Origin of the sequence: Aeromonas sp. 5HA1 (assembly GCF_029237245.1) — a bacterium.
Lineage (GTDB): Bacteria > Pseudomonadota > Gammaproteobacteria > Enterobacterales > Aeromonadaceae > Aeromonas > Aeromonas salmonicida.
Genome location: NZ_JAACFW010000003.1, coordinates 230,130 through 249,312, shown reverse-complemented (window position 1 = coordinate 249,312; position 19,183 = coordinate 230,130). Strand labels below are relative to the sequence as shown.

General features: G+C 46.2%; 17 protein-coding genes and 1 tRNA gene. 15 read left to right on the top strand and 3 right to left on the bottom strand.

Features of this window, described 5'->3' with window-relative positions; genetic code table 11:
• Positions 1-107 precede the first annotated feature (107 nt).
• A complete protein-coding gene (locus tag GWQ27_RS04765) occupies positions 108-269 on the top strand; it encodes a hypothetical protein (protein ID WP_265434823.1) in 162 nt (53 codons plus the stop codon).
• Positions 270-1,493: 1,224 nt separating this feature from the next.
• Here the strand turns inward: GWQ27_RS04765 and GWQ27_RS04760 are convergent.
• Positions 1,494-2,324 (bottom strand): DUF3825 domain-containing protein, encoded by an 831-nt coding sequence (locus tag GWQ27_RS04760; RefSeq protein ID WP_106552389.1) that lies wholly within the window; start codon positions 2,322-2,324, stop codon positions 1,494-1,496.
• 219 nt (positions 2,325-2,543) lie between these two features.
• Positions 2,544-3,308 (bottom strand): BRO family protein, encoded by a 765-nt coding sequence (locus GWQ27_RS04755; protein WP_265434821.1) that lies wholly within the window; start codon positions 3,306-3,308, stop codon positions 2,544-2,546.
• A 187-nt stretch (positions 3,309-3,495) separates the two neighbouring features.
• Here GWQ27_RS04755 and GWQ27_RS04750 point away from each other — a divergent pair, with 187 nt between their 5' ends.
• From GWQ27_RS04750 to GWQ27_RS04700, 11 genes are all read left to right on the top strand, one after another.
• The gene (locus tag GWQ27_RS04750) at positions 3,496-3,714 is read left to right on the top strand and encodes a hypothetical protein (RefSeq protein ID WP_231721509.1); all 219 of its coding nucleotides are present in this window, start codon (positions 3,496-3,498) and stop codon (positions 3,712-3,714) included.
• Positions 3,715-3,726: 12 nt separating this feature from the next.
• Complete coding sequence (locus GWQ27_RS04745) at positions 3,727-4,251, top strand: hypothetical protein (protein ID WP_005314110.1); 525 nt, start codon at positions 3,727-3,729, stop codon at positions 4,249-4,251.
• A 19-nt stretch (positions 4,252-4,270) separates the two neighbouring features.
• Positions 4,271-4,765, top strand: a complete 495-nt coding sequence (locus GWQ27_RS04740) for a hypothetical protein (protein WP_005314108.1) — start codon at positions 4,271-4,273, stop codon at positions 4,763-4,765.
• Between the two features lie 66 nt (positions 4,766-4,831).
• The gene (locus GWQ27_RS04735; protein ID WP_265453330.1) at positions 4,832-5,278 is read left to right on the top strand and encodes a DUF2787 family protein; all 447 of its coding nucleotides are present in this window, start codon (positions 4,832-4,834) and stop codon (positions 5,276-5,278) included.
• A 306-nt stretch (positions 5,279-5,584) separates the two neighbouring features.
• The gene (locus GWQ27_RS04730; RefSeq protein WP_265453331.1) at positions 5,585-6,817 is read left to right on the top strand and encodes a site-specific integrase; all 1,233 of its coding nucleotides are present in this window, start codon (positions 5,585-5,587) and stop codon (positions 6,815-6,817) included.
• A 214-nt stretch (positions 6,818-7,031) separates the two neighbouring features.
• Complete coding sequence (locus tag GWQ27_RS04725) at positions 7,032-7,913, top strand: WYL domain-containing protein (protein WP_265453332.1); 882 nt, start codon at positions 7,032-7,034, stop codon at positions 7,911-7,913.
• Positions 7,914-8,004: 91 nt separating this feature from the next.
• Positions 8,005-8,649, top strand: coding sequence for a TM2 domain-containing protein (locus tag GWQ27_RS04720; RefSeq protein WP_265453333.1), 645 nt, complete (start codon positions 8,005-8,007; stop codon positions 8,647-8,649).
• 29 nt (positions 8,650-8,678) lie between these two features.
• Positions 8,679-9,374, top strand: a complete 696-nt coding sequence (locus GWQ27_RS04715) for a hypothetical protein (RefSeq protein WP_270691104.1) — start codon at positions 8,679-8,681, stop codon at positions 9,372-9,374.
• Between the two features lie 777 nt (positions 9,375-10,151).
• The gene (locus GWQ27_RS04710) at positions 10,152-10,793 is read left to right on the top strand and encodes a hypothetical protein (RefSeq protein WP_275906792.1); all 642 of its coding nucleotides are present in this window, start codon (positions 10,152-10,154) and stop codon (positions 10,791-10,793) included.
• Positions 10,774-11,844 (top strand): DNA polymerase, encoded by a 1,071-nt coding sequence (locus GWQ27_RS04705; RefSeq protein WP_275906791.1) that lies wholly within the window; start codon positions 10,774-10,776, stop codon positions 11,842-11,844. The genes GWQ27_RS04710 and GWQ27_RS04705 overlap by 20 nt, the downstream gene beginning before the upstream one ends.
• The gene (locus tag GWQ27_RS04700) at positions 11,844-13,382 is read left to right on the top strand and encodes a hypothetical protein (RefSeq protein ID WP_275906790.1); all 1,539 of its coding nucleotides are present in this window, start codon (positions 11,844-11,846) and stop codon (positions 13,380-13,382) included. The genes GWQ27_RS04705 and GWQ27_RS04700 overlap by 1 nt, the downstream gene beginning before the upstream one ends.
• A 213-nt stretch (positions 13,383-13,595) precedes the next feature.
• Here GWQ27_RS04700 and GWQ27_RS04695 read toward each other — a convergent pair whose 3' ends face one another.
• Positions 13,596-17,396: a hypothetical protein gene (locus tag GWQ27_RS04695; RefSeq protein ID WP_275906789.1), complete on the bottom strand. Its 3,801-nt coding sequence runs from the start codon at positions 17,394-17,396 to the stop codon at positions 13,596-13,598.
• A gap of 260 nt (positions 17,397-17,656) precedes the next feature.
• Between GWQ27_RS04695 and GWQ27_RS04690 the strand changes: the two genes are divergently transcribed.
• The 3 genes from GWQ27_RS04690 to GWQ27_RS04680 all read left to right on the top strand — a co-directional run bounded on the left by GWQ27_RS04690 (position 17,657) and on the right by GWQ27_RS04680 (position 19,127).
• Positions 17,657-17,732, top strand: a tRNA-Asn gene (locus GWQ27_RS04690).
• A 210-nt stretch (positions 17,733-17,942) separates the two neighbouring features.
• Positions 17,943-18,410 (top strand): hypothetical protein, encoded by a 468-nt coding sequence (locus tag GWQ27_RS04685; RefSeq protein WP_219592674.1) that lies wholly within the window; start codon positions 17,943-17,945, stop codon positions 18,408-18,410.
• Between the two features lie 231 nt (positions 18,411-18,641).
• The gene (locus tag GWQ27_RS04680) at positions 18,642-19,127 is read left to right on the top strand and encodes a YqhA family protein (protein WP_059112254.1); all 486 of its coding nucleotides are present in this window, start codon (positions 18,642-18,644) and stop codon (positions 19,125-19,127) included.
• Positions 19,128-19,183: the final 56 nt, after the last annotated feature.

Below are 19,183 nucleotides of genomic sequence, written 5' to 3'. Positions count from 1 at the left end.
CGAAAGTAAATCAGGACTGATATAAAAAATAAAATTAGAATCAGAAAACCCTTACTGGTGAGCAAACAACAGTACAAGAATTTAGTCGATTTAGCGGTGGAGTCATTGTGAGCTCAGCTGGTGCAATAGTTGGTGCCGGGGCTGAAGGTTACTTAGCAGGAGGTATTGGTGGTGATATAGGAGCGAAAGAGATCCCCAATATATATGAAAAGGGGAAATATAAAGATGCTGAAATAATTAAAGAGGTAAAGGTTATATGGGGCAACTAATAATACATATAGCTGAACTGTCAATCTACATTCTTATTATGCTCAGTTTTATATTTGCACCAATTGGGTGCATCCTAGCAATATTAATAATGGATAATGCCGATCCGTATTGGTCTGCGAATCCGAAACTAGAAGGAGATTCATCCTATGAACGTATAGGACGGATGTATAAATATGGACTTTATTTGATAGTTAAAAAAAAGACTCTAAAACCAGTCCCTATAACGATTAAAATATTTATGACAACATCATTTTTAACAAATGTGATAGCTCTGGTTTTTATACTATATTACGCCGTATTGAAGTAACCTTGAGAAGAAGTGATTTTATTTACTTAAGCTAACTCAATACTAATGTTAGTTAATTAAGTCAACTACATTAATCTCAAGATTAGATATTCTCTCTATTGACTATTACAGAGCTAGTTTGATGCGGGAAACAATTTCATTTATAGGAGCAATAATCAGTCTGGTTTCATTGTGGCTGTTTTTTATCCTTCCGCCCATATTGCTAATGATGATTTTCATGACACCAAAGCTGGATCAGTTCATGTCTAACAATCCAAAATTTGAAAGCCAGTGGTTTGTGAGTCGAGTTATAAGATTCCATAGGTATGGGGTTGCGTTGATATTCGATACCAAGCGTTTCAAATGCCCTAGCGGATTAAAATGGTTAGCAATCATATCGACATTGATAAGCTATGCCTTCCTCATAAGCTGCATTGCCACCCTTTTACTGCTCTGATTTCCCCCTCCTTAGAGAAACATAATGACACAAGCCGATATAATTGCACTTACATTTGTTTCATGGCTAGTCATTTTAATAATAAACTCTTTATTTATTATGCGTTTTACACGCAAGATTGATAAATATTGGTCTGTAAGCCCTGAGTACGAAAGTGAGTTTTTATACCTTCAATATTCTCGATTTCATCGATATGGATATTATTTGATTTTCAAAAAATGGTCTTTAAAACCCGTACCTCTTAAGGTCAAGACATGGGTTATAGCTTCATTCATGACCAATACTATTACGGTATTTTCATTTTTCATTCTATGGATTATATTAAAATCGAGCAGTAGGTTATGAATGCAAGAGAAGTTTAGTCAAAAAGAGTACAGAATCCACTCTTCCTGACACGGCGCTGCGCCGACATATACTTTGATCAGTAACATATCAAGTCTGGCGGCACAGAGAAGCCGCCAGAATAACAACAATCCAATATCATGGGTTAAGCCATTGCCTATCGGGGGCACAGATAACTCGAGCATTATTGTATGCCATACTCATAGTTAATGCCGTTCGAATCATATATTTTCCCCGTGATTCATCCTTTTCTGCAACAAGAGCTATATCAGCAACCATATCATCTGTGATGCTTAAAGGTAACAGCAACTGTACCTTTTCATTATACCAATGTGGCACAGCCAACTTATAGTTCCTTTTGAGCCTCTCTTTCATTTGTTGAATTGCACCCTCAACTGCATTTCGTGCCAAGGCCGTATTACCTCTAATAACCTCAGGCAAGCGATCAATGTTATCTCTTAGTATGTGGTTGTAATCAACCTCAAAATCTATTCTATGGTCAAATACTAAGTCTGCAGGATTATCTATATATGTTGCTATTTCAGGGAGTGGTTCAAAGTCTCTTACATTGAATGAGTAAGCATCAAAATACCCAAACAATGTCCAGTCAGGCTGTTTTCTAGCTTCAGCCTGCTGATTTTTATAGAACGTAGCGTATATATCCTTACCCTCAGGTGTCTGCAACCCTGTATTTATGCAGGCCTTGTTTTTATCAGAGGAAAACCTGACTCGTCCTTGTTGCTGGATACGCAAGAACGTCTGATTGAGGTAACTAGTTAATATAGGGTAATTTACCCCCTCCTTCCTAAATTCTTCACGCTCAAAGTTCCATGATTCGGCTTTAGCCTTATCAGCTAATTTTTTAAATGGCGTTTCCCAGTTTTCACCTTGTTCTTGGTTGTATCCGAAAAATGCAAAAACCTCTCTGGGATTTTGCTCTTTATAGCGAGACATTAATCCTTCGTACATAAATTCTCTCCCATTCACTCAGCTAGATTAAATTTTAGAAAACAAACTCTAGTATTAAAATACCCCCCCCCCAATGTCTGCCTAGAACTGTTTAGTTCAAGCTTATTATTATCTAAAAATGGAGAACCATAGCCCCCATTATATTGGAACAGAAAATGCGTCACTTTCTGCATCAAACGCTCTATACGAAGAGTATAAAGAATTAGAGCTGTACTCTACCTACCGACTTACCAGTCGCATACATGTTGCTACATGCTCAAAAGCCTGCTCAATCACAAACAATGGATACTTTGTTTTAAATCGGTCACCAGATAAACACTTCTGACAATCCGCACCACTCTCAAAACGAATTTTTTCACACCATGCCCAAAGCTGTTCTATAGGCAAAGAACTCCCACGAGCAGTGATAACATCCACAAGAACATGCATATCACTACTATCAATACTCTGCTCTATCAAGTTAACTCGATTCTCGATAACGTTGACTTTTTTCTCTAACTCTTCACGCTTCTCAATTTCTCTTGCCAAAATAGAAACGTTCTGTTGCAACAATGCCACCATGGTACTTAATTCAGAAGCACCCTCTTTCGGGGGTGGATAAATACCATATTTTCGGATGGATGGTAATACATCTTCAAAGATCCAATCTTGGAATCGTACAGATGCTTCACTATCATCAATTGTTACTATTCGATATAAACCAGCCTCTGTTATATAGAACTCGTAGTCGAAGCCATATTCATTTTTTTCAGATAAGGGGATAATATATTTTTCTTTCTCTTTCAGCACTGAAGAGAGCTTACTTAAAAGACCACCGAATCCAGACTTAACACCTGTACTATATGAAATGTTTTCATTGTCTTTTGCTAAGACTCGAACAACATCTGGGAAGCGAAATAAAATTTTACCATCCCGATCCATTGTCTTTATTGGTTCGCCGCCGTTAGTTGCAGGGTATATAATGTCAAAATTTTTCTCGTCCACACAACTCTCCATATGCAGTCTCTATAGCCGATTTTTATCGACAGCATACTATATGTCTTTATTGGAAACCATGATGCCGTAAAGAACTGTATTTTAAATGCATATTAAAACCATGTTCATCCAGAACATCAGGCCCTGAGCTAACCGCTCAGGGCCTTTTTCATATCAATGATCCAAAGGACAGAACATGTTTATCCACCAAATTTTACGTAAGCAAGTCGCCGCGATCAGCATCAAGCCAATGAGAGACGGCAGTGTCGATTTCACGGTCAAGGGCAGCACCAAAGGGGCTGTAAAGGGAGCTATCACTGGGGCAGGTATCGGTGCCAGAGGTGGTATCCCTGGTGCCGTCGCTGGCACCATCATCGGCGGTACTATCGGCTATATCACTGGGCCAGCGGACTGAGGGGGATTAGCCATGGACGAGTTCATCCAAGAAGGGAAATACGCTTCCCACGAAACGCTCAAGGGGTATGCCTACAGTTGGCAAACGCTGAGCTTGCTGATGCAGGAGGTCATCACAAACGGTATGTATGTCCCTGAGTTCCTGCCAGATGAAAACCAGCCTGTGCTGCTGGTCGTGGTCAAAGAGGCAACCGTGCTTAAGGCCAAGTCCCTGCACAGTGAAGCACCTGAAGTATTGATCTCGATAGCATCCCATACGAGAGAGTCAGTCCGGGATGACGACAACGGTTACTACGCCGACTACTGGCGGTTAGCTGCGGGAACCATCCAGCTGATCGACTGCGCAGAAGATGCCGTGTTCTGGCTGCCACTCCCAGCAGTGGAAACATGGGAGCCATATCACTTCTCCGGTTACGGCACTCCGTTCGATGCCCTGTCAGCTCCACTCCCTGTATTCCAGCATCTGGCCTTCGTTCTAAAACCTGAACAGGCACAGCCCGACTTGGGCACCACCATCTACCTGAAATCCACTATCTGAGTTACCTGAGGATCCCAATATGAATAGCAAGACCAACAAACAAGCCGCCAGCCAGCAGACCAATACTCAGCCCGAGAACAAGGCCAGCGATAAACCCATTCTATCTGCCAAGGTTATCTTGACCAGTGGTGTCGCCATGTTGCTCTCGCCAGGCTCAACTACCACTGTGGGCTATGAGATCGGTCATGAGCCTGAGCAAACTGAGCTGTTGATCCGTCTGACCGGCAGTAGTGGCGGTGGCCTTTGTTCCAAGGAGTGGTTCGGCTTGGCGCAAGTCGTCGATCTGCTGAATGAGCAACAGTCGGACAAGGCATTTACTTCCGGCCTGTTCAAGGTTATCTGGCACTTCAAAGGCAGCAGCAATAATGCGGGGTTCCTGGCTGCCGTACTGCGCCATCTGGAATTGACCAAGGCAGCGCCGGAAGTGCGGTTCGGTCATCTGATCACGGGCAAGCATACCGAGTGGTTTGAGAGTCTCAAGGCCAAGCTGCCAAAGGTCAGCACCACCAACTAACCCACGTCGACAGCCCGCTCTATTCCATCACGCGAATCCCCACCTTTCACTTCAAGAGAACCAAACATGAAACCTACCCTCGTTATCACGGGCTTGCCTGTGAGGATAAGTCACGACCTGCAAACGCTACTGGAGCAAGCCATCAGCTCGGCGCTGGAGGATTTCCCAGACGAGATCCCGGATGGCACAACACCCGCAACCCTGACCCTCAACTATCGAGATCCAGACTACAGCGCAACAACTGGAGGCTATCACCCTGTCGAGATCCGTCTTGAACGCTGGGATGACGGCTGGCACCTGCGCTATGTCACCGACTTTGCCTATGTGGGCCAAGGCTGGTGTGTCGAGCTCGCCAAGGAGTTGGATTTCGATTTCAGCATGGGTGAGTACACCCATTCGTTGATGGGGCAGATGTCACTGACAGAGGTGCATGAATGGTTTGATGTCTGGCAGCAGAGCTTTTGCTGCTACGCGCAGATGGATGTATTCACCCTGACGGTGACGCCAGACTGATCCAGTTCAGGCAAAGAGCTGAAAAAGTCGCGTCGGTGGCGACGAAGCGGTGGGAACCGTTTAGGTCAATTCGTCAGCTCGTCGCCACCGACGGCAAATTTCTACGTTTGGCGAATTTTCCCGCCCAGAAGACCGGATATCGACCGGAAGTAGGCCAAGCCCAGTTCCACCTCTGGCCTAAGACCAGCATTAGGCTCAGCCCAATCCCCAATCTCATCCCAGCAGCACAAGGAATTGACATCCCTGTGCTGTTTTTTCTTGGGCAGACCAACCCTACCCCACTTATCAAATGACAGGAGACAGACGATGGCAAATGCTCCCTCCCGATTTCGCTTCACGCAAAAATCCATTGAAGCGCTACCACCGAACCCACCCCATGCCAGGTCAACTGAAGCCGAATACAGCGACACCCAGATCCCAGGCTTTAAATGTCTGGTAGGCAAAGGGGAAGGTTCCAAGAAATTCCTGCTTCGTTATCTCTGGCAAGGACGTAAACGGGCCATATCCATAGGCCGCTTCCCCGATGTTGACCTGAACACGGCCAGAGAGATCGCTACAGACTATAAACGGCTGCTTTCGCAAGGCATCGACCCCAAGCAACAGAAGGAAGATAAGCGGCAGGAACTCACCCTGACCGAGTTGTTTGAACAGCATTACTTCCCCTATGCCATGCACCACAAACGATCATGGCGGGATGATGCACAACGCTTTCGTGACCACTTAAAACCAGCATTGGGATCACGGTTACTGTCTGAGATAAAGCTTGAGCAAGGCCAGGCCCTGCAAACCAACTTGCTGAGCAAGGTAAAGCCAGCCACCAACAACCGGATCACCACCTTGCTCAAAGCGATCCTGACTTGGAGCGTTCGGATGGGTTATCTGGAACAACACCCAATGAGACATCTCAAGAGCCTGACTGAGAACAACCAACGCACCCGCTATCTGGACAAAGGGGAGATCAGACGGCTGTTTATGGCTGCGGATATCGATGAAAACCGTTATGCCGGTCAGTACGTCAAACTGCTGTTGCTGACAGGGTTGCGTAAGGACGAGCTGAGACTGGCCAAGTGGGAACACCTTGATCAATCCCAGCTGACCTTGTTCATCCCCCACACCAAGAATGGGAAAAGCCGGATCCTCCACCTCAACCATATGGCCATGCAGATCCTCAAGGAGACCCACCTTATAGAAGGGAACCCCTATCTGTTTCCCGGACAGAAACAGGGCCAGCCGCTCAACAACGTCACCAGACCATTTAACCGGATGCTCAAGCGGGCACGGATTGAGGGGCCAGTCTGTATCCATACCTGCCGCCACTCAGTCGCAGCCTTGATAGTCTCCAGTGGCGGAACCTTGTATGACGTGCAAGCCCAGTTAGGTCATGCCAGCAGCCAGACCAGCCAACGATATGCCCACCTGCACGCCAGCAGACTGCGGCACACCAGTACCCAAGTGGCCAACTGTGTGGAACAGGCGTTGATATCCAACAAAGTGGCCCACTCGGCCCTACCCAAACTCGGCCAAAACGGAGGAATTTAGGGAAAAATGCCGACGGTCGTGACGTGCTGGCGGGCCAAACTCGACGCGATCGTCGGCATTCCATCAACTTTTCCGCATTTTCAGATACCAAAGTCCCTGCAGCTATACCAACTCTGCTTACCCAAACACTAACCTGTCGTGAAAATCCAAGTCGACACGCCCTGTCGGGCACCTCCGTGACACTTGGATACCTTTGACTACGATGCTCCCCTGGATGGCAGAACACGACACCCTAGCCCAACGCCTCGGCGTGATCCTGACCAAGTTCAACAACGGGCAGCGGTTGGTGATCTCCGAGTTGGCTCACGAGTTCAATGTCTCGGCTCGCACGATCCAGCGAGACCTGAACGTCAGACTGGCTTATCTGCCACTGGAACGTGAGGGACAAACCTATTGGCTCGACCCCAGCTATCTGGGGAGAGCCACCACTCCCGCCATTTTGAGATTGTGCGAGCAACTCGGGGCCAAAGCACTGTTCCCGGATGATCACGACACCCTGATCAAGCACTGGCTCAACCCAGCATCAACACCTGTATTCGTCCTTGCTGGCTTTCAACTCGATGAAGACGACAGCCACCATCAATGGCTAAAGCCACTTGCCAAGGCAATCAGCCAACAGCTCAGAGTCAGGCTGACATGGGTCGGTGAACAAGTTGAGCAAGAGATTGGGCCATACCGCTTGGTCAATAAGCGGGGCCGCTGGTACTTGGCTGGGGTGATGGCTGATGCGCCATTTATCGAGCCCTTGTCGAGTATCGCCAGCCTCCAACAGATAGATACGCCATTGACGATCAGCGGGTCACAGCAGCAACTTCTTCAAAGACTCATCGAGCAAGAGGCCATCCCCACTCATGAAGTCGTGATCAAGGCAGCTTCGCCTATCGCCCACGAGTTCAAGCTCAGGAACATCCTTCCCGAGCAGGCTTTTATCAGAGAGCTGGAGGACGGCAGCATCTTGCTGGCAAGCCGCGTTTTCAGTGGTTCTCAATTGTTACCTGTGATAAAAACCTATCTTCCCTATTTAGAGGTAGTTTCCCCAAAAGGTATACAGCAATTGGTCAAGCGTGACCTCAAGACCCTGCTCAGCCGGATGTAACCCAAATTTCACGCCACTTATTTCAATCCCCGACACCACCTGTCGGGGCCAATCACCACTATCTGTAGTTCAACCAACAAGGAGCAAAACCATGGGATCTCCCACGATAACTACGCTATCTGACCTCGTTCTACGCAGTCATGACGATTATGAGACAGTCTTCGAGCATGTAGCCGCTCACCTGCAAGCAGAGGGTGGCACCATCAAGAAAGCTGACCGGGCTAAGGGAACACTGGAAGCATCCTGGAAGTACGGGGTTAACCCGTTTGGTCAACGGGTCACGGTGCATTTCAGCTCGCCGGAAGAAGGAATTGTTGAGCTATCGCTGACAGGCTCTTTCGTTGATGCCATCGATACCTTCGGTACGGCCAAGAAGAAAGCCAAAGCGATAGCAGCGGTGATACCCAATCCAATTGATGTGACGGCATGGCCTATTCGTGAACCTTCACCGACACAAGCACCAGTCCAATCAGCACCAGTGGGAAGCACAGTTCACCATCGGGGCAAGCGGAAGGTCTTGATGGCCATCTTGATGTTCTTTGGCGGCGGTCTGGGCCTACATAAGTTCTACACCGGAAACTGGGGCTGGGGTCTGATCTATTTGGCTGCCTGCACAACTGGGATCCCCGTTTTACTGTCGGTCATTGAGTTCATCCGTGTGCTGTGTCTGACCCAAGAAGAGTTCGATAAACGCTACAACTATCAGGCTGTGAGGGCATTCCAATGGGTATGGTAAGGGTAAAGAGGCTCGCTCTGGCGGCCAGCGTGTCACTGCTGATGGTCCCTGCTGCTCAAGCTGGACTGCTCAGCAAATGGGACGAGCTGACCGTGAAAGAGGGCGAACTGGATAGTTGCCCAGGCGTGACCTTGGATCAGCAGGCCGATAGCTTCTTCAAAGATCCCGATTGGTCGGCAGGCACAGCCGCTGATGGGCGCAAGTTGGTCAATGTGAGTGGCACATTCACATATGGGGATAGACCTGTACGGGGCATGCTTCAGATGTGGGTTCAAGGCGAGGAATTCAGCGTGGAAGCGTTGGAGATAAACGGTCAGCCACAGCCTGAGATCATGATCGACGCACTGCTGAGCAAGATGTGCGAGGCAGCAAAAGAAGAAGCCGCTCCCCAAACAGCTCAACAAGGCGCACAGCCTCTCCCCTTCATTGGCAAGCGTAGCTTCAACTTTGCTGGTGGTAACGGTACTGAGGAGTTCATCACGATCCAGAAGAATGGTCTGACAGTTATCGAAAGCTGTGGTGCATCGCTGATGGATGACAATGGCAACTTCCAAGAGCCAAGTTGTTCTGTGGATTGGCAAGGCCCCTTCGCCATCCCGCTCAAGACCAAATCAGCTATATATCGAGTAGAGAAGGAGAGGATTTATCAGATTGAACCAGATGGCAGCCCAGCCCGAGACTGTATGGCATCCAGAGAGGATTGCAGCGTCAGTCTGTACAAGTAGAGCAAGGTCGGTGGCATGAAAGCGGGAGCAATCCCGCTTTTTTCACCAAACGCTTTTACCAAACGATAAAAAATCTCGACGGTCGCGTCGTCGGCATCGACGACATTTTCACACCACTGTATAAAAAAACAGTCCACTCAAGCACTTTGCCATTTCAGCCCTGTAGAGCAGGTCGCTTTCATGCATGGGTGACTAAAAAAACGCCAAAAAATCCAAGATTTCATCTTTTTTTCAAAAATATTTCAGTGCATAAATCTATTTAAAAATGCCCGCAGCCAAGGCTTGTCATCATAAGCCCAAAAAACCTATCGCTTCGTTAAACGGCTATAAACCAGTTTAAATGATATTTCAGAAAAACACGCAAATGTCAACAACAATCATTGAGCAATATACGCATGATTTTATATTCTTAACATATGAATAGAATCATCATTTTAAGCATAATAGTCCATTTATATGCGCCTTGGCACCTATTGACCTACAAGATTCGCCTGCTATTATTCATCGCACTTGGTCAGCACTGCTGGCCCGGTGGATCGGTAAGTAATAACCGAGAGTTGCTGACAGTGTTGCCAGCAACAAGCGGATAAAGCCACCTACCAACTTGAAGTAATGTCAGTAGTTCACATTGCTGACGGTTGCTGTTCAGTACATCGAACGGCTTGCTTCGGCTAATTAGGTGACAAATCTTAGCGATGCTCTTTAACAACTTGACATTGTGCTAGGTCTCTACGCGTTAGAGAGCATCTAAATCAGATCATTTGCGAGGTGATTTTTATGTCTCTTATGTTGGAACTGCTCAAGCCCTGTTTGGTCGACTCTGTCGCTCTGATCCAAAGCCAAGCTATAAAGCTCCCGCCCGATGGCGTGAAATTTATGCTCGATATGGATCGTTCACTAAATGTGCTTGTGGTAAGTGACAAATCAGCATTCAGCCGCCGCTTATATGCAATAGATCAACGTCTTGCTCAAGAGTTGGGCGATGTGGTCAAGTTGTACGCGTTTATACCGTTCCGCTCAGAAATTGGAGCTGTCGGTATGATGCAGGTGAATCTACAGTCAAAGGATGGTTATAGTACAGCCAAAAGACAAATTCTTGAGGCTGCTACCAGTACCTATTCTGTGACGCGACTTGCTGATAGTTATGCTTTTTCCGAAAGCGAAGATAACCTTGGTATAGCACCGATTGCCGACCGAGAATATAACTCTATCTTGGAGCTTATATTTTCACAGTCAATCATTGACTGCCGAGAACATCCGATTTTTAGGAAACTAGCTACGCCTGCTCTCCCAAACCATGACGAGAATGAGGAAAATGAAGACAAGAGTAAAAAAGGTAGTAATACCGTGAGTTTGCCTCCGGTAAGTGATGTTTTATCCATCGACATTGATTTTGAAAATGTCAATGATCTTCTCTGAAGAAGAGTTCAGTATAAAATTTATAAAGAAACTATCTGAGAATATTATTCTCAGCCGCAATATTACCTCCGCAATAATACCTCAATATTCACCACCCGGTGAGCTTCAAATTCCATCTATTAGTCATAAAACCCCATTTATTTACGCCAAACTAAATTACCACTGCCATCACAAGGGCGTAGAGATACGCCCTCATATTTCCCCCTCTCTTATAAGCAACGCTCAGGGGGGTCTTGCTGAACTTGATGCCCTTGGGCGCATCATGGAATTTCACAGCATGACAAAAAATTCAACTAGCTTAAGGCATGTGTCCAAGGCATTCGCAACCAGCACGGGGCGGAGCGTTATATATGGGCCGAGTCTCACCAGCCTTAAGAAGAAATTCTGGCCCTTCATTTTGGATCCTGAGCCGGAATTTCGGTACGTGTTAGTGGACTACAGCCAGCAAGAGCCATGTATTGCGGCCTGGTTTGCCAATGACAGAGAGTTGCTGTCGGCGTACCACCAAGGCGACTTGTATTTGCATATAGGTAGGCATCCTTGGCTAACAGGTTTAGACCGAGACACCCTGAAAAAGCTGGTCCTGCCCTATTCCTACGGCCAGCAAGCAGCAGCCTATGCCAAGCTCCATGGCATTCCTCTTGAAACGGCCCAGCACTACTGGCAAGCACTGCGGGAGGTATTTAACCGCGTCGATGCCGCATTGAATAGTCGCAGCCAGGTGGCATTCCAGCATGGTTTCGTCCGCTGTCTGGACTGGGTTGCCCGTGTCACTCCTCTAAGCAATCCTCTCGCAGTAAGGAATTGGCCAGTACAGGCTTGCGGGGCCGATGTCATGCGCCGAGCCGTGATAGGCCTACATGAAGCCGGTATAGACCTTCGCCTGACAATTCATGATGCCTTCCTCATTCGGGTACCCATTGCCGAGCAGGAACATCAGGTGGCGAATGCGATAGTCGTGCTCAAGCAAGCTAGCGCCCTAGTACTGGACGGCTTTGAGCTGAACGTAAAGGTTGATGGTGTGTTTGATGGTCAGGCGGGGGTGAAGTGATGAGCAAGCAGAAATTTGATGCCGTAGTGTTTAGTGAGGCGTTCAAGGCCACAGTTCAACTCTATCAAGGGCCATTCGTGGTGTTTCCGGACCAACCTGGAATCTGCCACCAACTGCGATCAGAACGACTCCATCTATCCCTCCGCTCATTCGCCAGGGGGAGAGGTGAACGGCTCAACGAGAACAGGATCAAGGATGTACTCGACGAGCTGGATGCTTTTGCATTCGAGGATGGGCTACCTGTTGTAGCCCACTATCGTGTAGCCCCTTATCTAGCTGGCTACATTTACAACCTCGGGGGTGGCCGGTTTCTTCAGGTTACGAGGGGGGAATTAGAACGCATCAAGACTTTACCTGCAGGGGTCTATTTTACCGAGACCAGCACCATGCTTGCAGCCCCTGAGCTCGCTCAGCAGACTGATCTCAAGGCACTTCTGGGCTGGTTTAACTGCACGGCGGATCAAAAGCTCCTACTGCTGGCATGGCTGACCTACACCGTGGCAACCCCAAAGGCGGTCCAACTGCCATATCCGATACTGGTGGTCAGAGCACCAGCTGGTTCTGGTAAGACATTCATGTGCAGCAAAGTGATCCGTCAACTGGTCGATCCCTGCCGAGTGGCCAGCCAAACGATGCCGAGGGCAATTAAAGATGTGGCTATCTCAGCTCAGAACAGCCATGCCCTGATCTATGACAACCTGCGCTTCATCCGGCACGAATTGAGCGATGGGTTGTGCCAGGTTGCCACTGGCGGTTCGACCGTGGGCCGGAAGCTATACACTGACGGGCAAGAGTTCAGCATGGATCTGCGGTGTGCCCTCGTGCTCAACGGGATTCACACCTTCCTAACAGAAAGCGATCTCGTCAGCAGGTGTGTAAACATCAACCTTGCCCCCATTGGGAGCGAACAGCGGCTATCTGAAGCTGAATTGTCAGCCAAGTTCGATGAACAGTTGCCGTCGCTGATCTATACCCTTCACGTCTTAGCAGCCAAGGTACTGGCTGCCAAGGATTCGGTTGAGATCACCTTCAAAAGCAGGATGGCAGACTTTTCTGTATGGGTCGCGGGGTTGGAGACTGTGCTGAAACTACCTCAGGGCCAACTGCAGGATGCCTACCGTAAAAACGTTGAACAGGCCAAGGTGGCAGGTGTGGTTGATGATAGCTTGTTTGTAGCGCTGTGTAATTTTGCAACGCGGTACCCCAAAACTAGCTCGTGGCATGGTACCCCCCACGAGTTGCTGAGTGCCCTGGAAGCCCAAACGGCTGTCAGTCTGGGGTCCGACATGCCAAAGAATGCGGCAGCTATGTCTCGGCGGCTACCAATGCTCCAAGACGCATTGGCCAGCAATGGCGTGTATGTTTACAGAGGCAAAGCCTCCGTTCGGTACTACGACGTCTGGTTCGAGCCAAAAGCTAACCAAAGTCGTGGCGAATGCGACGACGTGGCGGATCCTTCCGTCACCCCGACACAACCGTCGCGAGAAGATCAATCTTGTGAGGAAAACGATGGCGTAGCAGAATCTCTATTGGGATAAAATGAGTAAAATATCAACGCCAGTCCTTCGGGGCTGGCGTTTTTCTATCTGATGTAATCGATCTTGCGCCAAGGCCCCTAGTGTAGGGGGCCTAGTTACTTTATCAAATTTACTACATCAAAGCTCAGTCCCCCTATCCGGTAAACTAGTTGTTCTCGATGCTCCCCCTAATATCATCGGTACAACAACGCCCATCTCTTGGGGGAAAGATTATTACAACTTCATGTCTAACAATAAATGGTAAATATTGACTTTTTTGTCACCTCGTTGACGAGACTCCATCCCAAACCATAAATTATCTTGAGAGTTTAGCGTAGCTAATTTATTTTCTAACCCATGAACACAGGTGAATCCAGTATAATTTTCAGTAGCAATAAAACTTTCATAACCTCTTGTTAGCCCTGAAAAGTCACTCACATCACAGTATGCTAATATAAATATAGCGTCGAGACATTCGTTGTCATATCCAGCTATTTTATTTAAGTGCTCTGAAATAACTGTTGTATCAACTGAAAAAAGACGAAATGCCTCAAAAATGGCAATTCTTCTATTTCTTGAATCGATTATATACCCATCTATTTCTCCAGGGCCATTGCCTGATGAAGATATACCCCCACGTTTTTGGTCTCTAAGACCTACTCTAGCCTCAGCCATACGCTTATCAAATAATGATGTAAACCAATCATTGATAAGATCTTCTTTTGTAATACGTATGCTTTCTTTCCGTTTTATGCTTTTCGATTTTTTATGCTGTTGTAAATTGCCCTTACGTAAAAGTAACTCACTAGCTATTTCATGGATAATATCCTTCAGATATTCGTGTGGTTGCTTTCCCGGGCTAACAATTTCCACATAGTCGGGAAAATCTTTTGACACTATCTGGTGATAGTGCTTTGCTAGTTGAATTGATGTCCTCTGCGATCCCTCATTCACTATATTCACTAACTTTGTCATTGGGTGTTCAAATTTCAACGCTCTACCAAGTTCGTCAATCAGCTCATTTAACCCCAATCCTTCTAATGTCTGATTATTAAATGCTAAGTATCTATCAATAATAGATTGTGCACGCAGAGGCTCACCTCTAGAAATTAAAGATCGACAGTATGGATGTAAGATATCACGTCGATTCTGTTGATTAACGCTGAGCTTCATCCAAAATTTATCAATATTAATAGAGTCATTTAGTTGTCTATACACGTCAAGTATTGAAGCAATCCAAACATTGCGCATATTCTCTGGGGTTACGTTTTTTATCGAGCAAAGGAATTTTGACAAAGCTGACTGTAGGTCTGTTTGTCCCCCATTTTTTTTATGAAGTGCTATGTATCCTTTGAACAACATGAAAGCATGGTCATTGTGATTCGTTTCTGAGCAGAGATGTTCCATAATACGAACACATTTCTCAGGCTCCTTATCACAATAAGCTGCAGCGGAAATATATTGTCTGAAAAAATCACATTCTTTCCAATTGGATTCGTTTATATATTGGTATGTCGAGTCTGTTAATTCATGTGGAATGTTTTTTTTGCTGATTTCTATAACAAACTTTTCGGGAGATAGTGTGTTGCTTTGCAGTAGCTCAAGCAGCTGCTGCTTATATTCATAGCTCAGCCATGCTTTGCGCACTTTTACCCAATGGTGGTTCTGTGAATTAACTATGTGTTCTTGGGATAAAATATCTTTGGCTGATGTGACAAGTTTTGCAGCTAACTCCAAATATCCTACTCCACAAGCAGATATGAATGCTTGCTCTATTCCAGACAGCCCCATATATTCGTCATCAGGAGATATTCTAGACGCGATCAAATCTTCTAATTTAGTATTTCTATCTACTATAGTAGACTGCTCAAGCATCACAAAAACCCTGTCTAGTGGAATCTTACTACCACAACGATAAATAAACTTATCATATAGACTGTCTGTAAAATTATTGCAGTAATAGCAAAAAGAAAGCCAAAGATCGAAGTCATTGTAATAAAATGCCGCATCGAATAGAGATATTGCGGTTTCACGATCATTAAAACCATAACGCCTTGATATTTCCTCTATCAAGTCTGAGATGGCATTTTTATCTTTTTCTACACCGATATGCTTGCCTATACACATTAACACTAGAAGATAATGGCGAAGTGCACTAGCCACCTTATGACTGTTTTCGTTTGTATAAAGAAGTTTTTTTTGCCACTCATCGATATTTATGGATAATGCTATTATTGGGTTCACGCCCGAACTCGATACTATTTTATACCATGGTAGAGAAGCAAAAAAGAGAGTCGGTTCCAGATTGCTCTGCTGTCCTTCCAGATTATCATAGAGATCACTGGAATAGTAATTGATTATTGTTTCACCCATAGCGCGCTTTAACTCACCCAATAAATCAACCCCCTCACTCTCAATGCGCTCAATTAATTTAAAACCAATTAAATACATATGATTTCTTTGGTGGAGGTTATTTGATAGATTATCAGGTGAGTTTGCTGACGTAACAAACTTTTGTCCCAGAATGAAAATTTGGTTGTCATTTAGACAGTTTATGAACTGCATAAGGAATTCATAGTGAAAACCACTTTGAAAATCATCTTTATCCAAGTAGCATCTTATGCCCATAAAATTCACTACTTGAAATAGTCTTTCACCAACATCGGCTATACCTTGTATTGACTCCAGGTATTCATGACAGACCACCTGTTGATATGCTTTATCCAGAAGTAGAATGGTTTTTTCACGATTGTGTTGGTGTCTTGTTGGCGAATGTTCTGACAAGTGAAACAGTGCGATATCGCAAGTTATTGAACGCGATAATAGCCATAACAAATAGGATGAGTTATCATCCATCGGTAATATTACGAACAGAATATATCTTAGTAATGGGCGTGATTTACTTAGCTCGATTAACTTTTCCAACTGTTCGTTATGATATGGCTCCAATACTCTGCCTTCAATTCTTATGCATCTACCTATAACGTCGGACAATAGTATCTTGTAGAATGAAATAGGATTTCTATAAAACTCATAATGCTTTAAGTGTCTTAATTCATGCATAAAGCGTATGTCATTAACACAGTCAACTTCATATACATTGTAATAATTATGAAGTGTGTGAATTGTTGGCATATACTCTGCTGGAGCACTTTCACAAGTTGACTTTATATCTTCTAGAGAGTCTATGGTTGTGTTCACATGTATACGTGTTGGTGAAATCACACTAATAAAGTCTCTTTCATTGATAAGTTGCTTCCAATAAACACTCATGCCGACACCAAGCGTTTTATCTGCACAAATATACGATATTAATTCATTGGTAAATGCTGTTAGCTCGGAGTGTTGTTGGTGACCGAAGTTCACTGGACAAGGCCAGTTAGCGTAAATTCGGTTGCATAACATCCAACGTTCAAATGCCTCTTTTGGTTCTAACTCTTGGAGCAAAGAAAACCATAGGTATGTACTGACTAGAGAATTGACATAATTATGCCCTGAAATCAGTTTAAAATACCCACCTTCAAGAATAAGCGCGGGGAGTAACTCAATTATTGGCTTATTGCCAAAGATGGGGGTTAGTAGTTTTACAAGTTTTTCTTCAGCGATGGCATAATGTGGTCTTATATACCCATTTTTACCACATATGATGTCATTTATATGTTCAATGGCCTGAGTTAATTGTTTCATACTGGGATCGATTTTTTCAGAGTCGACAACCGGCCAACAGTGAAGCGAGCACCAGTTCGCGTAAAATGAAATAATCCCATTCTCTTCAAGCCAGGATAAAGTTATCTCACCCCTTGCAAAAATAGAATCCCCCACCGTGTTCGGCCAAATTTTTCGCCCGGTGAGAATATCCTCTATTGTTTCTCTGTCTAATTTCGGTGTAGCCAGTTCTGCATGAACGAGAAAAATTGATAATGCCTGTGCTCGCGTGTGTTCTTCGTATGACTGAAAATCGAATCGTCGGGTATTTTCATACCCTGAGAGAATTGATTTTAGGAGCATCCAGTTTTCTGAATAACGTTGAGACATATCTAACACAGCTCCACGGATATTGATTTTTTGTAAATATTCAGCATGTGTTGATTATGTCTTTCTCATTCCCCCAGTACAAGAACCGTGTTGCCTTCATTGCACGTTCAAGTAGCGATTTATCTCTTGACCTAACAACGCTATGGACTATATCCGGTCAAGCATGATGACAGATGGCTACAAAGTCTCGACGGACGCGACGGTTCGGCGGTTATCCCAATCCGTTGATAAATGAATGAAGTCCAGTAGGAGGAGCCAATTCCCTCGTAGTTCAGTCGGTAGAACGGCGGACTGTTAATCCGTATGTCACAGGTTCAAGTCCTGTCGAGGGAGCCAAATTTCAAAGCCCAGTCTCAGGACTGGGCTTTTTCATGTCTGCCACATCCTCCACTTACTCACCCTCTTTTCCTATCCATCACGGCTCGCCCCCCATTGCAAAGCTGGCTCTCGCCTCCCGATCAGGAGACGGACACAAGCAGGTAGCCCTTGGTCACGCACAGTACTAAAGTGGACGAGGTGAATAACCTGACAACAGAAGCGAGCAATATGATGCACAAGACCATGATTACGGTGGCAGCACTGGCCCTGCTGATCCAGTCCCCTGCCCACGCCATCAGTGCCAAATACCGCCAGCAACTCGAAAACTCCGGCTGCACCCAGGCCTCCGAGTTGCAAGGGTGCGATATCACCAAGAGCAAGGCCGAAAATGCCAAGGCTGGTTTTGGCGAGGCAGCCACTCCCGCGAGCACGGAGGCCGCCGCAGACACCACACCCTATGCTGGACAATGGGTGGCCAAAAACAACGAAGGAGCCACAGTTGCCACCATCCGTATCGATGGCAAAGAGCAGGTTTGGGTCAATGGCAAACAGGTCAAGGCAAAGCGGGCTGACGGTGCACTGCTGTTCAAGCAGGGCACCATCACATTTACCATTCAGGGCGATCGCCGTCTGGAGGGGGAAGATGTCTGGATCGATAGTGATGCGGGCACCAAGGGCCCCATCAATGTCGAGTAATAACCGAGGTGCCTGCCCCGCAACCGGGCACCTGTTCTGCATTCTGACTGTATTGCATCAGTACCGAGCGTTTGCCATCTGTGAGAGTGGCATATCGACTGTCAGGGCTAGCCCCACCGATGCGACACCTTCTACCGAGCAAGCGGCCATGCAGGCTTTATCAGTAAAACATGCATTCGTCGCCTGACTCAGGCGATAATCAGCCCAATTTCACCCTACTCAGGAGTTCTCATGCGTCGATTCAACTTTATGCTCAATGGCAGCCGGTTGATGATGTTCCCGTTTTATGTGTGCATTCTGGTGTGCGTGGCGCTCTTGATGGTGAAGTTTGCCATGCAGCTCTATACGCTGTGCCGCGACATCATCGACATCCATTATCTTGACCTCATCACAGGGGTGCTGACTCTGGTGGACTTCGTACTGGTGGCGCAGATGCTGATCCTGGTGGCCATCTGCGGCTATGTGCAGTTTATTCAGACTCAGGAGCAGCGCGAGGCGCTCGGCAACAACTGGCTCAGCAAGATCAACTTCGCCTCCCTGAAGCTCATCGTCATCAACTCCCTGGTGACCATAGCCGGGATTGAGGTGCTCAAGGCCTTTCTGGACGATGGTACCGGCAATGAAGTGGAGATGAAGTGGTCAGTCATCGTCTTTTTGGCCTTCTCGGCGGCAGCGCTTATCTATGCAATCACAGAAAGGTTGGCGGACCACAAGTAGCCAGCCCTTGTTTTCATTCAGGATTGATTCATCAAGACCGGAATTGATAACTCTTT

Excerpts from the sequence above, each read along its gene's own strand:
- GWQ27_RS04700 (WP_275906790.1), top strand. The coding sequence starts at position 11,844 with ATGAGCAAGCAGAAATTTGATGCCGTAGTGTTTAGTGAGGCGTTCAAG.
- GWQ27_RS04730 (WP_265453331.1), top strand. The coding sequence starts at position 5,585 with ATGGCAAATGCTCCCTCCCGATTTCGCTTCACGCAAAAATCCATTGAA.
- GWQ27_RS04740 (WP_005314108.1), top strand. The coding sequence starts at position 4,271 with ATGAATAGCAAGACCAACAAACAAGCCGCCAGCCAGCAGACCAATACT.
- GWQ27_RS04720 (WP_265453333.1), top strand. The coding sequence starts at position 8,005 with ATGGGATCTCCCACGATAACTACGCTATCTGACCTCGTTCTACGCAGT.
- GWQ27_RS04745 (WP_005314110.1), top strand. The coding sequence starts at position 3,727 with ATGGACGAGTTCATCCAAGAAGGGAAATACGCTTCCCACGAAACGCTC.
- GWQ27_RS04725 (WP_265453332.1), top strand. The coding sequence starts at position 7,032 with ATGGCAGAACACGACACCCTAGCCCAACGCCTCGGCGTGATCCTGACC.
- GWQ27_RS04750 (WP_231721509.1), top strand. The coding sequence starts at position 3,496 with ATGTTTATCCACCAAATTTTACGTAAGCAAGTCGCCGCGATCAGCATC.
- GWQ27_RS04760 (WP_106552389.1), bottom strand. The coding sequence starts at position 2,324 with ATGTACGAAGGATTAATGTCTCGCTATAAAGAGCAAAATCCCAGAGAG.
- GWQ27_RS04735 (WP_265453330.1), top strand. The coding sequence starts at position 4,832 with ATGAAACCTACCCTCGTTATCACGGGCTTGCCTGTGAGGATAAGTCAC.
- GWQ27_RS04695 (WP_275906789.1), bottom strand. The coding sequence starts at position 17,396 with ATGTCTCAACGTTATTCAGAAAACTGGATGCTCCTAAAATCAATTCTC.
- GWQ27_RS04710 (WP_275906792.1), top strand. The coding sequence starts at position 10,152 with ATGTCTCTTATGTTGGAACTGCTCAAGCCCTGTTTGGTCGACTCTGTC.
- GWQ27_RS04705 (WP_275906791.1), top strand. The coding sequence starts at position 10,774 with ATGTCAATGATCTTCTCTGAAGAAGAGTTCAGTATAAAATTTATAAAG.
- GWQ27_RS04680 (WP_059112254.1), top strand. The coding sequence starts at position 18,642 with ATGCGTCGATTCAACTTTATGCTCAATGGCAGCCGGTTGATGATGTTC.
- GWQ27_RS04685 (WP_219592674.1), top strand. The coding sequence starts at position 17,943 with ATGATGCACAAGACCATGATTACGGTGGCAGCACTGGCCCTGCTGATC.